This is a genomic window from Pseudomonas sp. MWU347, assembly GCF_017947305.1.
Lineage (GTDB): Bacteria > Pseudomonadota > Gammaproteobacteria > Pseudomonadales > Pseudomonadaceae > Aquipseudomonas > Aquipseudomonas putida_A.
On sequence record NZ_JAFGZB010000011.1, the window covers coordinates 117,800 to 138,924 of the forward strand.

17 protein-coding genes and 1 pseudogene are annotated in these 21,125 nt (G+C 58.9%); 9 read left to right on the plus strand and 9 right to left on the minus strand.

Going from position 1 to position 21,125, the window contains the following annotated elements; all coding sequences use genetic code 11:
* Window positions 1–8 precede the first annotated feature (8 nt).
* Both KCG87_RS22630 and KCG87_RS22635 read left to right on the plus strand, forming a co-directional pair.
* Window positions 9–920, plus strand: coding sequence for an SDR family oxidoreductase (locus tag KCG87_RS22630; protein ID WP_210558913.1), 912 nt, complete (start codon window positions 9–11; stop codon window positions 918–920).
* A gap of 600 nt (window positions 921–1,520) precedes the next feature.
* Window positions 1,521–5,003, plus strand: coding sequence for a DUF6543 domain-containing protein (locus tag KCG87_RS22635; protein ID WP_210558914.1), 3,483 nt, complete (start codon window positions 1,521–1,523; stop codon window positions 5,001–5,003).
* A 31-nt stretch (window positions 5,004–5,034) separates the two neighbouring features.
* Here the strand turns inward: KCG87_RS22635 and KCG87_RS22640 are convergent, their stop codons facing one another.
* Window positions 5,035–5,820 carry an IclR family transcriptional regulator gene (locus KCG87_RS22640; RefSeq protein ID WP_097090409.1) on the minus strand — a complete coding sequence of 262 codons (786 nt, stop codon included), beginning with the start codon at window positions 5,818–5,820 and terminating at the stop codon, window positions 5,035–5,037.
* 165 nt (window positions 5,821–5,985) lie between these two features.
* Here KCG87_RS22640 and hmgA point away from each other — a divergent pair, with 165 nt between their 5' ends.
* The 4 genes from hmgA to KCG87_RS22660 all read left to right on the plus strand — a co-directional run bounded on the left by hmgA (window position 5,986) and on the right by KCG87_RS22660 (window position 10,778).
* On the plus strand, window positions 5,986–7,290 hold the full coding sequence (gene hmgA, locus KCG87_RS22645) for a homogentisate 1,2-dioxygenase (protein WP_210558915.1): 1,305 nt from the start codon (window positions 5,986–5,988) through the stop codon (window positions 7,288–7,290).
* Window positions 7,291–7,293: 3 nt separating this feature from the next.
* Window positions 7,294–8,598: a fumarylacetoacetase gene (gene fahA / locus KCG87_RS22650; protein WP_210558916.1), complete on the plus strand. Its 1,305-nt coding sequence runs from the start codon at window positions 7,294–7,296 to the stop codon at window positions 8,596–8,598.
* 12 nt (window positions 8,599–8,610) lie between these two features.
* Window positions 8,611–9,246 (plus strand): maleylacetoacetate isomerase, encoded by a 636-nt coding sequence (gene maiA, locus KCG87_RS22655; protein ID WP_210558917.1) that lies wholly within the window; start codon window positions 8,611–8,613, stop codon window positions 9,244–9,246.
* A gap of 161 nt (window positions 9,247–9,407) precedes the next feature.
* Window positions 9,408–10,778 carry an aromatic acid/H+ symport family MFS transporter gene (locus tag KCG87_RS22660; protein WP_210558918.1) on the plus strand — a complete coding sequence of 457 codons (1,371 nt, stop codon included), beginning with the start codon at window positions 9,408–9,410 and terminating at the stop codon, window positions 10,776–10,778.
* Window positions 10,779–10,961: 183 nt separating this feature from the next.
* Here KCG87_RS22660 and KCG87_RS22665 read toward each other — a convergent pair whose 3' ends face one another.
* The gene (locus KCG87_RS22665; protein WP_027610885.1) at window positions 10,962–11,765 is read right to left on the minus strand and encodes a transglutaminase family protein; all 804 of its coding nucleotides are present in this window, start codon (window positions 11,763–11,765) and stop codon (window positions 10,962–10,964) included.
* A 172-nt stretch (window positions 11,766–11,937) separates the two neighbouring features.
* Between KCG87_RS22665 and KCG87_RS22670 the strand changes: the two genes are divergently transcribed.
* Window positions 11,938–12,957, plus strand: coding sequence for a Glu/Leu/Phe/Val dehydrogenase dimerization domain-containing protein (locus tag KCG87_RS22670; RefSeq protein ID WP_047597781.1), 1,020 nt, complete (start codon window positions 11,938–11,940; stop codon window positions 12,955–12,957).
* A 193-nt stretch (window positions 12,958–13,150) separates the two neighbouring features.
* On the opposite strand, the pseudogene KCG87_RS22675 reads toward KCG87_RS22670, so the two are convergent.
* The 5 genes and pseudogenes from KCG87_RS22675 to KCG87_RS22695 form a co-directional block, all read right to left on the minus strand.
* A pseudogene (locus KCG87_RS22675) lies at window positions 13,151–13,390 on the minus strand (YebG family protein); the annotation flags it as partial.
* A 188-nt stretch (window positions 13,391–13,578) separates the two neighbouring features.
* Window positions 13,579–14,349 (minus strand): SDR family NAD(P)-dependent oxidoreductase, encoded by a 771-nt coding sequence (locus KCG87_RS22680; RefSeq protein WP_135294985.1) that lies wholly within the window; start codon window positions 14,347–14,349, stop codon window positions 13,579–13,581.
* A gap of 13 nt (window positions 14,350–14,362) precedes the next feature.
* A complete protein-coding gene (locus KCG87_RS22685; protein WP_210558919.1) occupies window positions 14,363–15,511 on the minus strand; it encodes an NADH:flavin oxidoreductase in 1,149 nt (382 codons plus the stop codon).
* Window positions 15,508–16,752 carry an AfsA-related hotdog domain-containing protein gene (locus tag KCG87_RS22690; RefSeq protein WP_210558920.1) on the minus strand — a complete coding sequence of 415 codons (1,245 nt, stop codon included), beginning with the start codon at window positions 16,750–16,752 and terminating at the stop codon, window positions 15,508–15,510. Before KCG87_RS22690 ends, KCG87_RS22685 begins: the two co-directional genes overlap by 4 nt.
* Window positions 16,753–16,916: 164 nt before the next feature.
* Complete coding sequence (locus KCG87_RS22695; RefSeq protein WP_097090418.1) at window positions 16,917–17,471, minus strand: acyl-homoserine-lactone synthase; 555 nt, start codon at window positions 17,469–17,471, stop codon at window positions 16,917–16,919.
* 155 nt (window positions 17,472–17,626) lie between these two features.
* Here KCG87_RS22695 and KCG87_RS22700 point away from each other — a divergent pair, with 155 nt between their 5' ends.
* Window positions 17,627–18,346, plus strand: coding sequence for an autoinducer binding domain-containing protein (locus KCG87_RS22700; protein ID WP_027610892.1), 720 nt, complete (start codon window positions 17,627–17,629; stop codon window positions 18,344–18,346).
* 325 nt (window positions 18,347–18,671) lie between these two features.
* Window positions 18,672–19,172: a phosphate-starvation-inducible PsiE family protein gene (locus KCG87_RS22705; RefSeq protein ID WP_003221775.1), complete on the plus strand. Its 501-nt coding sequence runs from the start codon at window positions 18,672–18,674 to the stop codon at window positions 19,170–19,172.
* On the opposite strand, the gene KCG87_RS22710 is transcribed toward KCG87_RS22705, so the two are convergent.
* Together KCG87_RS22710 and KCG87_RS22715 are read right to left on the minus strand one after the other, a co-directional pair.
* On the minus strand, window positions 19,169–19,486 hold the full coding sequence (locus KCG87_RS22710; protein WP_007968083.1) for a DUF3509 domain-containing protein: 318 nt from the start codon (window positions 19,484–19,486) through the stop codon (window positions 19,169–19,171). The genes KCG87_RS22705 and KCG87_RS22710 overlap by 4 nt on opposite strands.
* Before the next feature lie 304 nt (window positions 19,487–19,790).
* Window positions 19,791–21,092 carry an HAAAP family serine/threonine permease gene (locus KCG87_RS22715; protein WP_115988185.1) on the minus strand — a complete coding sequence of 434 codons (1,302 nt, stop codon included), beginning with the start codon at window positions 21,090–21,092 and terminating at the stop codon, window positions 19,791–19,793.
* Between the last annotated feature and the right edge of the window lie 33 nt (window positions 21,093–21,125).

The window sequence follows — 21,125 nt, forward strand, 5'->3', positions numbered from 1 at the left end:
TTCCTGCGATGAATGAGTCCGTACGTTTCGAAGATAAAGTCGTGATCGTCACCGGCGCCGGTGGTGGCCTGGGGCGAGCGCACGCTTTGCTGTTCGCCCGGCACGGTGCCAAAGTGCTGGTCAACGACCTCGGCGGCTCGACTCAGGGCGAAGGGGCCAACGCCTCCGCCGCCGATCGTGTGGTGGCGGAGATTCGCGAAGCCGGCGGCATCGCCGAGGCCAACCATGACTCGGTCACCGACGGCGACAAACTGGTACAGAACGCTCTCGATGCGTTTGGCCGCGTCGACGTGGTGGTGAACAACGCCGGGATTCTGCGCGACAAGACCTTTCACAAGATGGACGACGCCGACTGGGATCTGGTTTACCGCGTCCACGTCGAAGGCGCCTACAAAGTGACCCGCGCCGCGTGGCCGCACCTGCGCGAGCAAAACTACGGGAGGGTGATCTTCACCGCCTCGACCTCGGGCATCTACGGCAACTTCGGCCAGTCCAACTACGGCATGGCCAAACTCGGCCTCTACGGCCTGACCCGGACCCTGGCCATCGAAGGTCGCAAAAACAACATCCTAGTCAACGCCATCGCCCCTACCGGCGGCACGCGCATGACCGAAGGCCTGATCCCGCCGCAAGTGTTCGAACAGCTCAAACCGGAGCTGGTCAGCCCGCTGGTGGTGTACCTGGCCAGTGAACAGTGCCAGGAAACCTCCGGCCTGTATGAAGTCGGTGGTGGCTGGATGGGCAAGGTGCGCTGGGAACGCAGCCTCGGTGCTGGCTTCGATCCCCGCAGCGGCTTCTCCCCGGAAGATGTCGCGGCGCACTGGCAGCAGATCTGCGATTTCGAAGGCGCGGCGCATCCGAAGGACAACATTGAAGCGCTGAAGGAAATGATGGCGAATTTGCAGAAGTATTCGCTGTAACGTTTGCCACGCCCCGCAAATACCGATCCCGCCGGTAAAGCCTTCGCCCATAAAAAAGGCCGCTGCAAACGCAGCGGCCAAGGTAAGACGTTGGATCAAGGAGCTACAAATCAACGTCAGTGAACACCGGGGCGATCAATCGAAGCATCGACTCATCTGAAATCGGTCAGCGCTGGCGCGAGTTGCTCAGCAGCCAAGGCTTGGTGCTTTGCGGCGTCTGCCTGAAAGCCCGCTCAGAATAAGCACTTGAACCCGAAGGAAAAATAGCGATTCCGGACATGCACTGTTACGGGGCGTGCAACAGTCTTGATCGCGCCACAGGACTGTGCACGGACTGCGCAAAGTGCTCGCGTCCGGAAATAACGCTTCGCTGTCTATTATGGATGGCTGAGTTAGTGACTTTGTATAAAGTTTTGTGCGGATTATTTGTCTGTGAATTTGTCATTTTTCACAGGTGGTTTTTTTTGTTTCGGTTAATACCTTGTAATCTATATTTGTTGAAATGAACTGGCGCTTCTTGTTTGTTAAAAATAAAACTATCTTTCGCTATCGCAGTGATGCGGGGTTGTGTTCACTGAACTTGAAGGATAGGACTTGAATATGGATAAGTTATACAAAAGTTTGATGCGAGGTTCTGAAGGTGCAGAAGTAACCTGGAGGGCTGAGTGGGTAAAGGCCGCTGCCGCGCAGAATGATTTGTTCGCTATTGTTGAGGCGATCCCGACAGTTCGGCAGATTGCTCGGCAGGCATTGCAGCAAGAATTGCAGCAGCGGCAGAAGAATATCGATATTGATAATGTTTATATCAATATCACCGATCAGTCCAATGAGATTGAACGTCGTCCTTCGGGGAAACTCTCTGAGGTATTGCTTCATTGTCTTGATAATAATGTGCTGCCGAGCTATCTGGCTGGCGGCGGGGACGGTGTCTTTCACCTGCCCGATACCGTTGGCGAACAGATGAGAGTCAAAGGCTTCAGTATTATCGAGGCTGAGGAGGTTATTACTTATACGCTGCGAAATCTGGAAAGCAGCCTGCGTTCGGAGATGGCCAAGTATTGGGCGGCACCCGTAAAAGTCGCAACAACTGAAAAGACCGGGCTGACAAATAAACAGGCCTTGCAGCAGGCTTATAACGTTGTGCTGACAGCGGAGCTTTCTTTAAAAGCCATGGCGGGATTTCTGGATCACGGCATGGCGACGCGCTATTGCTATTTGTTGAATCTGGAAAACGGCGCCGGCGCTTATAACGTTGTGGTGAGTCCTGAATCCGACTCTCGCACTTCGCTTGTTCCGGGGTTTGTCCTCGATAATGCGATGCGGGCGGATCCGCAAATGAAACTGCTCAATGAGCCCACCGGTTATGTCACTCACACGCCAGGCAACGGTTTTGAATACTTCGTCAGGAATCTCGACGTGCATGCAACGCTGCTGGCGCGTGTATCGGCGTCCGGTAGCAAAATCGCTTTCCCTAAAGCCACGCAAAGTGTGTCTGCTCATTGTGTCGACGCTTACTTGAAGGGACAACTTGAGACGCTTGCAAGTCTGATGCGCGATCGCAAGGGCCAGACTCGAGCGTTCAGCCGGGTATTGCAGGACAATCAGATGTTGTCGGTGATGCGTGCTGACATCGGTCGTCGATTCGATCAAGTGCAGGCAGAACTCAAGCGGACCGAATGGCCACTCTGGCTGAAGAACGGTGGTAACACTCTTCAGCAGCGTTACGTCGAGCTTGAGCACTCGATGGAGAAATATCACTCTGACTACCGGGTGGTTTTCGACAGGTGTTTCTCGTTTAAAGATTATGTCTTGCGTTGTTTTTCCGAGTGGGCGATGAGCGCGTTGGGTGAGCAACTGGAAGCCGAGACGATAAAGGTGCGCAGCGTCCACAAGATGCAACTGGGGGGCCGCACCCTAGAGCAGGTCGATAACCGGACCCTGACGGAATTCATCATCTTCGGTCTGCATGACGAGGGGTATAAAGCCGAAATCAGCCTCACCGGGATGCCGCCCGGCAGCAAGCTGTCCGCTGCTGCACTTGAGCAATGGTTGAACAACATCAACGTGCGCTCGCAGTTTGTATCCAGTCTTCCGGCTGATCCATCGCCGGAGTTTGCACAGGCGTATCGCGACCACTTGCACAGCAACATCGAGTTCGCGCTTTTCGTTGCGCGCCATTCGGGCGTCTTCAGTGAAACCGAAGCGAAGGTAATCGAAAGGGCGCTGGCAGGTGACTCGTCGGTGTCTATCCGCGGATTGAAACTGAGCCTGCAGATCCCGGGGCCCGCCTTGAAAGGTGTGATGGTTTTTCAGGCACCGGAGACTCGGAACTATCTTGTTTATCTGATAACACCTGCAGGCAAGTCTGTTTTCATGACGTTTGCGGATGCATTCGCTCTGAACAAATGGTTTGAATCGGCCATGACCGCTGATCGTCAATACGCGGCGTCATTGATTCATCCGGACTATTTGCACGATGCCGGATCGTTGCGCGGTGCCAGCCGTCACTCCACCCATTATCTATATAAGCTGGATACCCAATACCCGGACCTTTTCCCCAATGGCACAGCGCCGTTGCTCAATGACGTCAAAGTCGCTTATCAGTCTGAACTGGCGTTACACAAGACCATTGCGCCTGCGCCTTACCGCTACCTCGGGATTGAGCCGCGCAAACGTTACGCTCGATTGAATACCGAACTGAAAGCGCTCTCCACCGTAGAGGCAAGGGACAATGCGTTCCCTTCTTTCGAACGCTTTACCCATGATGCGGTAAAGCAGAACCTTGAAAGCCTGTTGCGTTCGCGAGGACGAAATGTCGAGATCAGTCCGGATCAGATTATTGTCCAGACTGACGATTTTCAGAAAAGCGTAACGGATCTGCTCATCGAAGGGCTGTCGTTTGAAGCTGCCAATCCGGCATATCCGAGCAAGTATGACCCGAGGTATTTTTTGACGGGTGGCCATCCGGCAGTCGATCAGCTGGATATTCGCGATCTGTCCTCGTTATCGAAAACATTCCGTCCTGGCGACAGGTATACGGAAATGCTCAATACCGACTATCTGGACGGGAAGCATCCTGGCTATGCATTCAAGCGCGCCGTTCACGCAAAAAAAATTCGCTGTCAGATGCATTACGATCTGCTCTCCAACTACATCGATGGCAGGTTTGGGTCTGACATTTTTTTAGCGCTACAACGGGTTGTCGGGAATTTGAAAGAGGATGTCTATCACTACCCGATCAATGATTCGTCCGCAGAAGGTGATGAAGGTCTTTACGAATTCAATATCGGGAAAACAGGCTTGACCAAGTCGAGGGATCGTACGGTTGCGGGTGTCTACATCCTGCGGATGAACATTCTCGGCCAGTTCCACGACTGGTTATATACGCCCGATGCGCCGGATGGCGTTGCCTATCGACCCATCAACGATTTCATTCCATCGATTCGTTTCCAATATGGACCGATGCGCGATTACTACTTTGACCGGGTTGCAATCGTCGATCAAAAAGTAATCAATGATTATTTTGACGATCTTGCCGCAAGCGGGAAACCCCTGCCTCCGGTCAAGACGCAAGAACGCGCCAAGTTGAACAACCTCTTCACGTTCCATGATCGGAGAGTGCGTCGCGCATTGAGCGATATCGATGAGCGAACCACCAGTCTGAAGGAGGTTATCGCGGGACTGGTTTACGATGGCCTGATCAAAGTGGTGAATGTCATCAGTCTCGCCGTGCCGCCTATTGGCTCCGTGGCCGTTGCGGTGCAGATGATGAAAAGTGTCTACGACGGAGCACAGGCGCAACGGCGCGGTGACTACTCGGCGGCACTGGGATACGGCGCGGACGCGTTGATCGGACTATTTACGCTCGGCCAGGCGGCCACAGCCGGTGCGAGCGCAGAGGTGATCAAGCAGGTGACCAACGTTCAACGATCGTTTCTCGGTCTGGTCGATGATGCACGGTCGGCGGCGCAATTCGTCGCCGAGGCGGCGGGTCATAAAGCGGCAGATCAACAGTTGATCGATTTCTTCACTGAATTGATGAAGGATCGGGCAACCAGCATCAGCCAGACCATCGTGCGCTGATCCCCGGGCTGGCGCCTGGAGATCGCCTGACTCAACCGGCTTGCTCATACCCCATTCGCCAGCTCACGGCCCGCGACGCCGCCAGTAACCGCTGCGCCGCCGGGCCGTCTTCATCAGCGTGGAACAGTGAAGTCGGGCCGACGATGGTCAGCACCGCGGCGATCTGCCCGACTGCGTTGAACACCGGGGCTGACAACGCGTCCACACCTGGCATCAACAAGCCGTGCACATGATGCAGACCGCGTTCGCGGATCTGCTCGCACAAACCGCTGTAGGCATTTTGATCGGCCAGTGGATGGCCGGCGACGGCGATTTCCTGCGCGCGCAACTCATCGGTTTCCCGATGCGGCAGAAAGGCACTGAACACCAGCCCGGTGGACGAACTAAGCAGCGGCAAAACCGAACCCAACTGAGTCACCACCGTCACCGCGCGCACTGCCGGCTCGATGTGCACTACGGTCGCGCCCTGATTGCCCCACACCGCCAGAAAGCAGGTTTCATTCAATTCGTCGCGCAGCTCAGACAGGGGCAGGGCGGCGACTTTCAGCACGTCCATACTGTTCAGGGCTGCCAAGCCTACACGCAACGCTTCACGGCCGAGGCCGTAGTGGTTGGTGGCGGCATTCTGCTCGGCAAAACCGCTGGCGATCAGTGCCTGAAGATAACGGTGCACCTTGCTCGCGGGCATCTGCACATGTTCGGCCAGACGCGACAGTGAGGTAGAGGGCGACAACTCGGCCAACGCCTTGAGGATGTCGGTGCCGACCTCGGCGGAGCGGACTTTCTGTTTGCCGTTGCTGTCGCTGGTTTTTTCCATGGTGCGGCCGGGATCCGAAAACGAATGGGCGTCTTTATAGCTTGACGCTGGATAGCGAGCAAATTACGTTATGCGTAATCGAATTACGATAATAACAACCCCGGCGTGCGCAAAGCTCTGAGCCAGAGCGATGGGCCACTGCCGACTCCCTGTTCAGGAGGCTCCATGAACCTCGATTCAAACGCGTCGGAGCTGACGTACCAGTCCGGTTTCGGCAACGAATTCAGCAGTGAAGCGTTGCCCGGCGCCTTGCCCATCGGCCAGAACTCCCCGCAAAAAGCCCCGTACGGCCTCTATACCGAATTGCTCTCCGGCACTGCGTTTACCATGACCCGCAGTGAAGCCCGGCGTACCTGGATGTACCGGATTCAGCCGTCGGCCAATCACCCGGCGTTCGTCAAACTGGAGCGGCAACTGGCCGGCGGCCCGTTGGGTGAAGTGACGCCCAATCGCCTGCGCTGGAATCCTCTGGATATCCCGGCCGAGCCGACTGATTTCATCGACGGTCTGGTCGGCATGGTCGCCAATTCGGCGGCGGAAAAACCAGCCGGCATCAGCATCTATAACTATTGCGCGAATCGCTCGATGGAGCGGGTGTTCTACAACGCCGACGGCGAACTGCTGCTGGTGCCGCAACTGGGGCGGCTGCGAATTGTCACTGAACTCGGCGTGCTCGAAGTCGCGCCGCTGGAAATTGCTGTGCTGCCGCGTGGCCTGAAATTCCGCGTCGAGCTGCTTGATCCGCAGGCGCGCGGTTACGTTGCCGAGAACCACGGCGCGCCGCTGCGCCTGCCGGACCTGGGGCCAATCGGCAGCAACGGCCTGGCCAATCCACGGGATTTCCTCGCGCCGGTCGCGTGTTACGAAAACCTGCAGCAGCCAACCACGCTGGTGCAGAAATTCCTCGGCCAGTTGTGGGGCACCGAGCTCGATCATTCGCCGCTGAACGTGGTCGCCTGGCACGGCAACAACGTGCCGTACAAATATGATCTGCGCCGTTTCAACACCATCGGCACCGTGAGCTTCGATCACCCGGATCCGTCGATCTTCACCGTGCTGACCTCGCCGACCAGCGTGCACGGTCTGGCCAACCTCGACTTCGTGATCTTCCCGCCACGCTGGATGGTCGCCGAGAACACCTTCCGTCCGCCGTGGTTCCATCGCAACCTGATGAACGAATTCATGGGCCTGATCCAGGGCGAATACGACGCCAAGGCTGAAGGGTTCGTGCCCGGCGGTGCCTCGCTGCACAGCTGCATGAGCGCCCACGGCCCGGATGGCGAAACCTGCACCAAAGCGATCAACGCGGAACTCAAACCGGCGAAGATCGATAACACCATGGCCTTCATGTTCGAGACCAGTCAGGTGCTGCGCCCAAGCCGCTTCGCCCTCGACTGCCCGCAACTGCAATCCACATACGACGCCTGCTGGGCCACGCTGCCCGCCACGTTCGACCCGACCCGGAGATAACCCATGACTCAGACTTCCATCACCCGCAGCTGGGTTGCTTCGGCCAATGGCCACGCGGATTTCCCGCTGCAGAACCTGCCGCTGGGCGTGTTCAGCACTGGCGGCTCGGCGCCGCGCGCGGGCGTGGCGATCGGTGAACATATTTTCGATCTGCAGGTGGCGCTTGAAGCCGGCCTGTTCGACGGCCCGGCACGCAGCGCGGTCGAAGCCATGCACGGTGGTGTGCTGAATGCGTTCTTCGACCTCGGTCGTGAAGCCCGCGTAGCCTTGCGCAGCCGCTTGCTGGAATTGTTCGGCGAGGGCAGCACTCATCGCGGCGCCATCGAAGCCCAAGGCGCAAAACTGCTGCCACTGGCTGCCGATTGTCAGATGCACCTGCCGGCGCGCATCAGCGATTACACAGACTTCTACGTCGGCATCGAGCACGCGCAGAACGTCGGCAAACTGTTCCGTCCGGACAACCCACTGCTGCCCAACTACAAGCACGTGCCGATCGGTTATCACGGTCGCGCTTCCACCGTGCGCGCTTCTGGTACCGACGTGCGCCGCCCGAAAGGCCAGACCCTGCCGGCCGGTGCGAGCGAGCCGACCTTCGGCCCGTGCGCACGACTGGACTACGAACTGGAACTGGGCATCTGGATCGGTCAGGGCAACGAAATGGGCGAGCCGATCGCCATCGGTGACGCCGCCGAACACATCGCCGGTTTCTGTCTGCTCAACGACTGGTCGGCCCGCGATATCCAGGCCTGGGAATACCAGCCGCTGGGCCCGTTCCTCTCCAAGAGTTTTATCACCAGCGTTTCACCATGGGTGGTGACCGCCGAAGCGCTGGAGCCATTCCGCATGGCGCAACCTGCGCGCCCCGAAGGTGATCCGCAGCCGCTGCCATACCTGTTCGACAAACGTGATCAAGATGGCGGCGCCTTCGACATCGAACTGGAAGTGCTGCTGCTCACCGAAGCCATGCGCGAACAGAATCTGCCGGCCCATCGCCTGACCCTGAGCAACACTCGCTACATGTACTGGACCGTCGCACAAATGGTCGCGCACCACAGCGTCAACGGCTGCCAGTTGCAGGCCGGTGACCTGTTCGGTTCGGGGACTTTGTCCGGCCCGCAAAGCGGTCAGTTCGGCAGCCTGCTGGAAATCACCGAGGGCGGTAAAAAGCCGATCGAACTGGCCTCCGGCGAAGTGCGCAAATTCCTCGAAGACGGCGACGAAATCATTCTGCGTGCGCGCTGCGCCCGTGACGGTTTTGCCTCGATCGGCTTCGGCGAATGCCGCGGCAAAGTGCTGGCGGCGCGCTGACAGGAGCGGATCATGGATCTCTACACCTATTACCGCTCGACCTCGTCTTATCGGGTGCGTATCGCGTTGGCGCTGAAAGGGCTCGACTACACCGCGTTGCCGGTCAATCTGATCGCGCCGTCGGGAGGTGAGCATCGCCAGCCGGCGTATCTGGCGATTAATCCGCAGGGCCGGGTGCCGGCCCTGCGCACCGATGACGGCGAGCTGCTGATTCAGTCGCCGGCGATCATCGAGTACCTGGAAGAGCGTTATCCACAGCTGCCATTGCTGCCCGAAGACCTCGCTGCCCGTGCTCATGTGCGCGGTGTGGCGGCGGTGATCGGCTGCGATGTGCATCCGCTGCATAACGTCAGCGTGCTCAATCGCCTGCGCCAGTTGGGCCACGAAGAGCCGCAGGTGGTGGAGTGGATCGCGCACTGGATCAGTCAGGGGCTGGCGGCCGTCGAGCAATTGATCGGTGACAGCGGTTTCTGTTTCGGCGAGTGGCCGTGTGTGGCGGATGTTTATCTGATTCCGCAGTTGTATGCGGCCGAGCGCTTCGGTGTTTCGCTGGAGGCTTATCCGCGGATTTGTCGGGTGGCGGCGTTGGCGGCTGAGCATCCGGCGTTCATCAAGGCGCATCCGGCTAACCAGCCGGATACCCCTTAAAGCTTCACCTTGCCCCAATGTGGGAGCGGGCTTGCTCGCGAAAGCGGAGTGTCAGGTACCGGGATGCTGACTGATACACCGCTTTCGCGAGCAAGCCCGCTCCCACAGGGGAGATTCGGCGCCCGCCAAAAAAATCATAAAAACAAAACAGGTACCTTGCGATGCACAACCAGATTGCCAGCTTTCGCGCGGCACTCGACGCCCGTCCTGTGTCCCGCTATCAGTGGTTACTGCTGATCCTGCTCGCCTTGCTGCTGGTCACCGACGGCTATGACGCCCAGGTGCTCGGTGACGTGGTGCCGGCCCTGGCTCAGGACTGGGGGCTGGAGAAAGCCGCGTTCGGGCCGGTTTTCAGCGCCAACCTGTTGGGCCTCACGCTCGGCTCGCTCGCGGTGACGCCGCTGGCCGATCGCTTCGGCGTGCGGCGAATCCTGCTCGCCTGCGTGCTGATCTACGCCAGCCTGACGGTGTTGATGGTGTTCGCCGATTCTCTGAACACCTTGATGATCGCGCGCTTCATCTGCGGCATCGGCATGGGCGGTGCGATGCCCAGTGCCATGGCCTTGATGTCAGAATATTCACCGCCTCGTCTGCGCACCTTGATGGTGACGCTGGCCGCTTGTGGGTTTTCGTTTGGCGGTGCGGCGGGTGGTTTTGTCGCCGCTGGCTTCATCGACCGCTTTGGCTGGCAAGCGGTGTTCCTTGCCGGTGGTGTCACGCCGTTGCTGCTGTTCCCGTTCCTGTGGTGGATGCTGCCGGAGTCGCTGCCACGTCTGCTGCGCGATGCACCGCCCTATGTGCGCCTGCGCAAAGTCACCGCGCGAATGCTGCCGGACTGGCAACCGCCGGCCGCGACCGTCGAACAGAACGAGCGCGAGCAGGGCAGCAAGCTGACCGTGGTCGAGCTGTTCCGCAACGGTTATGCGCGCCCGACGCTGCTGATCTGGGCGACGTTTTTTGTCAGCCTGATTCTGCTGTATTTCATGATCAGCTGGCTGCCGACGCTGTTGCTGGAAAGCGGTCTGAAACTCAATGAAGCGAATCTGGTGACCTCGATGTTCCTGTTCGCCGGTACCTTGGGCGCGGTGTGCATGGCCTGGTTCGCCGACCGTTTGAAACGCAAGGTGCGGCTGCTCTGCGCGGTGTTGGCCGGGGCGGCGCTGTGCACGATTCTGCTGGGTTTGAACCACGACAATCCACGCTATCTGGTGGCCTGCGTGTTTGCCGCCGGGTTCTGCATCATCGGTGGGCAACTGACGCTGAACGCCTTCGCCAGCAACTTCTACCCGGCGCATGTACGCGCCACGGGCACTGGCTGGGCGTTGGGGGTAGGGCGCTTCGGTTCGATCCTCGGGCCGTTGTTCGGCAGCATGCTGCTGGCGATGCACATTCCGGTGACGCAGATTTTCTTCTTCTGCGCGATTCCGGCGGTTATTGCGGCGCTGCTGATCATCCAGGTGCGCTCGCCTTCAGATATCCCGCAATCCAATGTGGGAGCGAGCTTGCTCGCGAAGAACGATAACGCAGTCTGACAGGAACAACGGTGGCGCCTGCTTCGCGGGCAAGCCACGCTCCCACAAGGGATCGTTGTGATGCAGAAGAATGGGTTCACGCTGAACCCTGTGGGAGCGGGCTTGCTCGCGAAGGCGATTCAGGCTTCGATGCATTCATCGCTGACACCACGCTTTGTGAGCAAGCTCGCTCCCACACAGGGATTAGTGGACGACTGAATTCGGTGGCAAGTGCCCAAGCCGCTCAGTCAGGCGCAGGCGCTGGATCGGATCGTCGCTGAGCAGCAGCGCATGTTCCAGATCGAAGCGCTCGGCGTTCGGACAGTCGAGCCGTTGATACAGGCTGGCGCGGGCCAGATAATCGGCGGCGCTGGCACCGCCCAGTTCCAGCACGCGCTCTGCATCGATCAGCGCGGCGATGTAATCCTCATGGGCCAGATGCAACTGCCGCAGGTTGCGTGACAGGCGCTGGAGCATCTGCTCTGGGCTGGCGGTGGCCAGATGGTCAGCGTTGAGTTTGAGGTGCGCGCCGTACTGACGTTGCAACAACTCGCGACAGTCATTGGGGTACAGCCGCCGACCGCCGCAGGGATCCAGCAGGTGATCAGCACCGGGCACCCGCAGCAGGAAATGCCCCGGGAAGTTCACCCCGACCAGCGGAATCTCCAGACCACGGGCCAATTCCAGAGCAATCAGGGACAGGGTCAGCGGCTGGCCGCGGCGGGTCTGCAACACTTTGTGCAACAACGCGACCTGTGGGCGTAGCGGCAGAAAATCGTCCTGAGAGAAGCCCAGATCATTCAACCGCCGCAGCAACGGTTGCGCCAGTTCGCTGACTGGCAGCATTGGCAAGCCGTAGCTGACGCGCTGTTGCAGCTCCTTGAAGTCCTGTTGCAGCGCTTCTACATCGAGGCCTTTTTCGTGCTCGGCAGCCATCCACAGCGCCGCTTCGAACAGCGCGGGCGGTGAACGGTGCAGACACTCGAAAAAGCGTTGGCGCGGACTCATCGAAATCTCCGGGGAATGCCTCGTTTTAGCCCCGTCCGCGCCATTCGTCCAGTACCGGCCAGGTTATGCCGCAAAGTCGCCGTCGAAGCGGGCGCTTATTCCGGTGCGCTTCAGCAATTTTTGGGCGCAAGCCTATACTGGCGTCTACCAGAAGTGATTCGGGAGCCTGCCGATGTTCGCTCTCATGCAAAGCACTCGCCTGGAATCGCTGCACCTCAGCGTTGACCCGGTCACCGGGTTGAAGGCGGTCATTGCCATTCATAACAGTCGCCTCGGGCCTGCCTTGGGCGGTTGCCGTTATCTTGCCTATCCCAACGACGAATCCGCAGTCGAGGACGCCATTCGCCTGGCCCAGGGCATGAGCTACAAGGCGGCACTGGCCGGGCTCGATCAGGGCGGCGGGGTGGCGGTGATTGTGCGCCCGGCGCATGTCGAAAACCGCGCTGCGTTGTTCGAAGCGTTTGGCCGCTGCATCGAGCAGCTCGACGGTCGCTACATCACCGCCATCGACAGCGGCACTTCGGTAGCGGACATGGATTGCATCGCCCAGCAGACCCAGCACGTCACCAGCACCACCTCGGCCGGCGACCCGGCGCCGCATGCGGCGATGGGCGTGTTCACCGGGATTCGCGCCACCGCCATGGCGCGGCTGGGCAGCGACAATCTTGAAGGCTTGCGCGTGGCGATTCAGGGCTTGGGCAACGTCGGTTATGCACTGGCCGAGCAGCTACACGCGGCGGGCGCCGAATTGCTGGTCAGCGACATCGACCACGGCAAGGTGCAACTGGCGATGGAACAGCTCAACGCGCATCCGATCGCCAACGACGCCTTGCTCAGCACACCCTGCGACATCCTTGCGCCGTGCGGCCTCGGCGGGGTGCTCAACAGTCACACGGTGACGCAATTGCGCTGCTCGGCGGTGGCCGGTTCGGCGAACAATCAACTGACGCATCTGGACGTGGCCGATCAACTGGAGCGGCGCGGGATTCTGTATGCGCCGGATTATGTGATCAACGCGGGCGGGTTGATTTATGTCTCGCTCAAGCATCGCGGTGAAGAGCTGGGGACAATTACTGCGCACCTGTCGAAGATCAGTTCGCGGCTGACCGAAGTGTTTGCCCATGCGCAGGCCGAGAAGCGTTCGCCAGCGCGGGTAGCGGATGAGTTGGCAGAGAAAGTCCTATATCGCTGAAAAGCAAAAGATCGCAGCCTGCGCCAGCTCCTACATATGGAATGCGTATTCCCTGTAGGAGCTGCCGCAGGCTGCGATCTTTTCGATTCAAACGTGGTTACTTGGCAGCTTTCGCCGCTTTAACCGGCTTCACTGGAGCTTCTTCCGGCTCAGCCGCTGCGTCTTTTTCGACTACTTCTGCCGGTGCATTGATCAGCTCCGACAGCGCATCAGGCTGGCTCTTGAAGGCCTTGGCGAACACATCGCGGTTCTTCGCCATGTAGATCCCGACTTCTTCAACCTGTTGCTCGTTCAGCGACGGCACGGCTTTTTGCAACACTTCGGACAGCATCTCGGCCAGTTCGAGCATTTTGTCATGACGGTCAGCTTCGGCTTTATCCATGAACAAGCGCTCCAGATCTCGGCTGCTGCGGTATACCACTTCGACGGCCATTCACCACCTCACATGCCTTCACATTTAGTTGTCTTAGCGACTACTGTATTTATATACAGCGAAAGGATAAGCGAATCCCTGCGCTTTGGGTAGTGGCTTTTCAATGTAGACCGGATTCGGCATTTTTCCTGATGCACGCGCCTCAAACAAAACGACCCGCACACGGCGGGTCGTTGGTTTATTTGATTTCAGAACTTGCCGCTGGCGTAACCCCCATCGATGGGCATGATCACACCCGTGACGTAAGCAGATTGATCGCTGAGCAGCCAGAGCACCGCGTTGGCCACTTCGTCCGCCGTGCCGAAGCGCTTCATCGACGTCACGTTGATTTTGCGCTGGGTGTTTTCCGGTGCGGCTTTCAGGCGTGCCTCGCTGTTCATGCCGCCGAGGATCGGCCCCGGGGCGACCGCATTGACGCGAATGCAGCCGCCGTCTTCCAGTCGCGCATTTTCGATCGACGCCACCTGGGTCATGCCGTTGATCGCCTGCTTGCTGGCGACATAGGCGACCTGGCCGCCAATCGGTACCACGCCGGCGCAGGACGAGGTATTGACGATGGCCCCGGTGCCGCGGGTGAGCATCAGTTGCAGTTCATGGCGCATGCAGTGGTAGGTGCCGTTGACGTTGATGTTCATCACCTTCATCCAGTCCTCCGGGCACGATTGCGCGAGCGCTCCGTATTTGGCGGTCACGCCGGCATTGTTGAACGCGCAATCGAGGCGGCCGTAGGCCGAACGAATGGTCGCGAACGCCTGCTCGACCTGCGCCGGATCACCGACATCGCAGGCGATAAAGCGGCAGTGTTCACCCAGCCGATCGGCCAGCGCCGCGCCTTTTTCCTCGTCCCGGCCGAACACGATCACATCGGCGCCGGCCTTGATCAGGCGTTCGCTGACGGTTTCGCCAATGCCGCTGGTGCCGCCGGTGACCAGGCAGACTTTTCCCAGAAAATCGTACATATGTCGCATCTCCTTATGCCAACGCGGGGCGTAAATATTTCGGGTTTACGCAGCAATACACCCGATCCAGTCGCGGATTGCTTTTGTCACTGAAGCACTGGCTGTCCCATCGACATTTGTGGATGTCGGCGGAGCGGCCCTGCAGGGTTTTATTGATCAGGTCGTTGTCGGCAAACAGCGCCCGCGACATCCCCACCCAATCGCATACGCCGTCGGCGAGCAACTGCTCGGCCTTGTCCAGACCGTCGATGAAACCGGCGTAACCCACCGGTACTGTCGACACTGACTTGATCGCCCGCACGCCGGCTTGCAGGTAGTGGTCCATGGTCTCCGAATGCACGATCAACTGGCCGAAGGTCGCGCCCATGCACATCGAACATTCCAGCGCGGCAACGCCGGCCTGACAGAGCGCCTGCACGGTTTCCTTGAGGTCCGGATATTGCAGCCCTTCAGCGCCCAGACGGTCGTCGATGCCCAGACGAATAGTGACGATCAGTTGGCCCTGGGTGCGCTCGCGGATGGCCTTGACCACGTCGAGCAACAGTCGCGCACGGTTCTCTTCGCTGCCGCCATATCGGTCAGTGCGCTTGTTGGTGTGCGGCGAAAGAAAACTGCTCAGCAGGTAGCCGTTGGACGCCTGCAACTGCACCAGACGCGCGCCGTTGGTCCAGGCCAGCCAGGCGGAATGGGCGAACTGCTCGATCACCAGGGCGATGTCGCTTTCGTCCATGATCCGCACGCGATAATCCGGATCAAGTTTCGACACGCGCGGGCAGGGCACGCCGCTCGGGGTCAGCACGGCAACGCCGGTGTGGGTGGTGGTGCCCTGACCGCCGTAATGCTGCAGTTGCACACCCACCGGCGTATTGACCTGATCGGCCATCGCGAACATCGCCTTGAGCGATTCGCCCTGCTGCTGTTCGAACAGGCCGAGCCCGGTGCTCTGCAGGCGCGACTGCGGCGAGACCGTGGCGTTGCACAGAAACGCTATGGAGCAGCCGCCCTCCATGATGCCCTGATAGAACTCGATCATGGCGGGCGTCACGCATCCGCTGTGATCGGCCAGGTCGACGCCCATCGACGCGAAAAACAGCCGATTGCGCAACTCCAGCCCGCCGGCCAGCCGTAGAGGCTCCAGCACGTGGGGATAGCGCGGCATCATGCTTCCTTCCTTTGTTCGGGCATCGCCGAAGCTTGGTCGAAGGTCATCCACAACGGTTGGCCGAGGACGGGCGCCGGAACCGGGGCGGTTTCTTCGTGGGAGAAGTAAGCGAACTGTTTGAGCACTTCGCGCCACTTGAAGCGCAACGGCGAATCCAGCTCTGCCAGGTGCAGTTTGAGCGTGCCGGCCTTTGTCGCGTCGCTGGCGTGCAGCGATTGCAACGGCAGGCTGATCATCCCTTCGTTTTCCAGGTACAGGTAGACGTGTCCGCGCTCGGAAGCCTCAAGCGGGCTGTCGCATTGCACTTGCAGACCGGCCATCGACAGCAACTCAAGGCGGGCGGAGAGGTGACGTCCGGAATCCAGGCGCACCAGCACTTCATGGCGGATGCCCTTGAGCGGACGGAACCAGCAGGCGGGGTCGATGTTGATATTGCGCATGCGCTTGAACACCGGCATCTTGATCACTTCACCGTGCAGGCGAATGTCGGCCACCAGCTCGCCCCGCTGGAAGAATCGCGCACGCTTGTCGACCTTGCGCGCGCGTGGCTGGGCCATGCCTTCGTAGTCGCCAACCAGCACATCCACCTGAAACGAAGACTCGGTGTAACGGGGAAAACTCGACAGCAGATCAACGATGGAAATCGACACCTCACCGCGGGCATAACCGCTGTGCTCGTAGAACTGCGCGTACATCGCCTGGCGTGCCGCTTCGATCAGCATCAGGCCGGGCACGTGCTCGTGGTGCTTGCGGTAGAAAAAGTAATTGGCGGTGTCGTTGAACAGGGCGAAATAGAGCAGACCCTGCTGCGGGCAGCCGTCCAGGTTTTTCAGGACATCATGTACCTGCCGGCGCTGATCGAGGCTCAGGCCGTTGCCGCAACCGGGCAGTCGAGCCAGTTTGGCCTCGGTGCTTTCCAGCACCCAGATGCCGCTGAGGATCAGGTGGTCGGTGGCCTTTTCGTAATTCGTCAGCAGTTCCGGCAGACAGTCCGACAGGCCTGCCTGTTCGAGCTCTTCCAGGTCAATGATGGTTGGTAGCGAGCGCAGCACCAGACGCTCGCTGTCGAGCCGATAGGCCTGATTGACGATCTCCAGATCCATTGGATCAAGGTTCGCCCGTTGCACGATGGCGGCCGGCAGCCAGGCCGGCAGCAAGTGGTGAGCGTCGTAAATCAGCACATCGTCATCGTGGCCCTTGTGGACGATGTCTTTGGCAACTTTCCTGTGCATGTCGATCATGATCATCCCTCTGTGTTGAACGTTGGTTGTAAGGCAGTTGCTATCCATGGCGTGAAATCGACCCACACCGAAAGGTGCTGCTCGACGCGTGTCAGCAGCTTCAGTTGATGTGTTTTCTTGTTTTCTTGTTTTCTTGTTTTCTTGTTATCGAGTGTCGGGCAGGGTTACTGCACCGTGATGTAGCAGGCGCCCAGGGTTCGGTTGTCCAGAACCTGCAGCGGCGCCAGCCATTTGTAGTCGATGCCGCCACGTCTGAGCAGGCGTCCGATGGCAACCGGGGACACTGACACCAGATGTGAAACGCCGCAGGTTCGGGCGTACTCCAGTGTGGCCATGAACAGGCCAACGGTGTTTTCGTCGGACATCACCTGTTCGTTTTTGCCGCCCTCGGCATCGAGGTCCAGTGAGGTGAAGCGCGACAGCTCCCAGATGTCATCGCCGCACGGGGCAGGCTTGTCGCCGAGCAACGAAGTGAATACTTCACTCAGCAGATACGGCTGGGTGGTGGGCAGCAGGCGGGCGCATCCCTTGATGTTGCCGTCGTGCTCTTCGGCGACAATGTAGTGAGTGCCGCTGTGATCAAATTGGTCGAACTCGAAATCGTCCGGCGTGGATAATTGCCAGCCGAGGCGTTCGACGAACACCTGATAGCGATATTGAGCCAAGCGTTGACGCTTTAGTGTCGTCAACTCGTCATAACGTCCTGACAAGTAATCCATCACAGATTCCGTTTAGTGATTGGTTGGGTGGCGATTAAAGTGCACACTGCGCTCGCATACTACCTGTCACCCTTGACAGCTAGCGGAAACATTTGGAAATATGCTAGGCATGTTGGCAAGAGGCCGACAGCATTAACTGTGGGAAAGGAATCTCTATGTCATATTGGCAGGCTGAACTGTTGGAAAACGCCATGTCTGCAACGGATGTCGAGTTGTTGTTCGACAGTATCAAGACCGTCGCCAGGCAGTTGGAGTTTGATTATGTGGCTTACGGGTCACGCCGACTTTTCCCCATCACCAAACCTTGTCTTTTTCTCGCCAATAATTATTCGCCCGCCTGGCAAGCTGCCTATTCCGCCAATCGTTACCTGGACATCGATCCTTACGTCCAGCGCGCAATGCGCAGCGTGAAACCGGTGCTGTGGGACGCTGAACTCAAGGCTCAGATGCCCGAATTCTGGCAGGATGCGCAGGCTCACGGGCTCTCGGAGGGCTGGGGGCAGACGCTGCTCAACAGCGAAACTCAAGGGCTGGTGACCTTTGCCCGGGGCAGCGGGACGATCACCGCGCAGGAACTCGAAACCAAACAGGCGCAGCTGTCCTGGCTGGCCCAGATTACTCACCTGGGGCTGACGCGCCTGCAGATGCGCGGCGCCGATTCGGTGCTCCCGGTGCCGATAGAACTGTCGCAGAGAGAAAAGGAAATCCTGCAATGGACCGCTGACGGAAAGTCATCGGACGATGTTTCGGTGATCCTCGGTATCAGCAAAAGGACAGTAAACTTCCATATTAACCATTGCCTGAAAAAACTCGGTTGCCAAAACAAGATCGCCGCTGCAGTTAAAGCTTCGCTGATGGGCCTGCTGTGGAAATAATTACCCTGATAATTTATTGGATAACTAACTGGTGAATAACCGGAGTGTTTGTGCGTGAGTTCACAGATTTGCCGGATTAATAACATTTCATTTATAAGCTAATGCCTTTTCATACGTAACGAATTCATCAAGAAACTTCAGTTATACCGTCACAAACATTCCTGTCGACGGTGCCTGTTCAACGGTGCGACCAAACGCCACGGCGCAGGTTTCATGCCGGCTCGCCATGATGCGTGGCCTCGTTTCTGCATGGCGCATAGCGCATACGGAAAACCGTCACGTCCAACCGGCATCATCCGCTCGCATCGGGCTAAGGAACATCATCGTGAAAATCAACTGGGCCGAGAAACTGCGGCAAAACGTGCATCAACTGGCCGAGTCCTTGGGCAACCTGTTCGTCGAGACCTTCCATTACCTGGCGCTGTTCGCCATTGGTGCGGTGACCGCATGGGCGGCGGTGATGGAATTTCTCGGCATGCTCGAAGAAGGCCACATCAAGATCGATGACATTCTGTTGCTGTTCATCTATCTGGAACTGGGGGCGATGGTCGGGATTTACTTCAAGACCAACCACATGCCGGTGCGCTTCCTGATCTACGTGGCGATCACTGCGCTGACCCGCCTGCTGATCTCCAACGTCTCGCACCACAACCCGCCGGACATGGGCATCATCTATCTGTGCGGCGGCATTCTGCTGCTGGCGTTCTCGATCCTGGTGGTGCGTTACGCCTCGTCGCAATTTCCGTCGGTGAAGATCGAAAAACCGCAACGCAAGCTCGGCGCCGGCTCCGGTGAACACCCCGAGATCGAGAAGGGCGAGCTTTAAAGCCCCATCGACGGCCGAGGCTGGCCGTTGCTCTGCTGCGGTGGCGGAGGCAGCCCGTCGCCGCTGGTCATCGCTTCAAGGATCGCCATGGCGCTGTGGCCCTGTTCGATGGCGATGCCGAACTGAATGCTTTGCACCAGCCGCTTGAGCCGTACCGGATCGTTGCGCTGTTCGGCGCTGATCATCCGTTTGGCGACGATTCGGCCGCTGTTCGACAGGGTCAGCATGATGCTGCCGTCCAGCCCCTGAATGCTCAGATTGATCTGATAGTCCGGCGCGAAGGCATCGGTAATGATCTGAAAAGGGTTGTCCATGATGCGTCACCGCCTGATTGAACGTGCAGTTGTTGACCGGCCGTGATCGGGTTGGTTCGCAATACCTGATCATCGGCGATTCCGTGGCCTGTGTTGTTGCTTTAGGTGGGAGCTGCCGCAGGCTGCGATCTTTTGCTCTGCAGCGTCTTGATGTGCGTCATGCAGATCAATAGATCGCAGCCTCGTTGCACTCGACAGCTCCTGCACAGGTCATAGCAAGGGCTGTGCCGGGAAAATTGTTGGACAATGGATACGGCATAAAAAAGGCGAGCCCATGGCTCGCCTTTGTCATTTGTGGCCCGTTTCAGGGCAGAACCGAGTAGATGATCGCCGACAGTGCAATCAGGCCGATCAGCACCACGAACACGTTGGACGCCTGTCCCGAGTACTGGCGCAAGGCTGGCACACGGCGGATGGCGTACATCGGCATCAGGAACAGCAGGCAGGCAATCACTGGCCCGCCGAGGGTTTCGATCATGCCGAGGATGCTCGGGTTGAACGTCGCCACGGCCCAGCAGCTGAGGATCATGAACAGCGCGGTCGCACGGTTCAGCCAGCTCGCCGACATCACCTTGCCACGGCCGCGCAGGCTCTTGACGATCATGCCCTGAAAGCCTTCGCTGGCGCCGATGTAGTGGCCGAGGAAGGATTTGGTGATCGCCACCAGCGCGATCAGCGGCGCGGCGTAAGCGATGACCGGGGTCTGGAAGTGGTTGGCGAGGTACGACAGGATCGAAATGTTCTGCGCCTTCGCTGCTGCCAGATCGGCCGGCGACAGCGCCAGTACGCAGCTGAAGCAGAAGAACATCACCGTCACCACCATCATCCCGTGGGCCATGGCGAGGATGCCGCTGCTCTTGCGTTCGGCCTCGGCGCCGTAGCGCTGCTTCTGGTCAACCGCGAAGGCGGAGATGATCGGCGAGTGGTTGAACGAGAACACCATCACCGGGATCGCCAGCCACAGGGTCTTGAGGAACGTCGACAGCGGCATCGCTTCCTTGGCGCTGGCGAAGAACGCGCCGTTCCAGTTGGGGATAAGGCTCAGGCCGAGCAACAGCAGCGCGGCGACGAACGGATAGACCAGCACGCTCATGGCTTTGACGATCACGTTCTGCCCGCAGCGCACGATCGCCATCAGGCCAAGGATCAGCACCAGCGACAGGATTGCCCGAGGTGGCGGCGCGATGTGCAATTGATGTTCGAGAAAACTGCTCAGGGTGTTGGTCAGTGCAACGCTGTACACCAGCAGGATCGGGAAGATCGCGAAGAAGTACAGCAGGGTGATCAGCTTGCCGGCACCGATGCCGAAGTGTTCTTCAACGACTTCGGTGATGTCGCCCGAACGCCCGGACAAGACGAAGCGGGTCAGGCCCCGGTGGGCGAAAAAGGTCATCGGGAACGCCAGCAACGCCAGAATCAACAATGGCCAGAAGCCGCCGACACCGGCGTTGATCGGCAGAAACAAAGTGCCGGCACCGATGGCGGTGCCATACAGACCGAGCATCCAGGTGGTGTCGGATTTGCTCCAGCCCTTGTGGGCTATTTCGGTGTTGCGTGTGCGATCTACAGCGGGATTTTCGGCAGCAGGTGTACGTACATCGGTCATCGTTTTTGCCTCGTTATTATTTTTGCTCGGGCT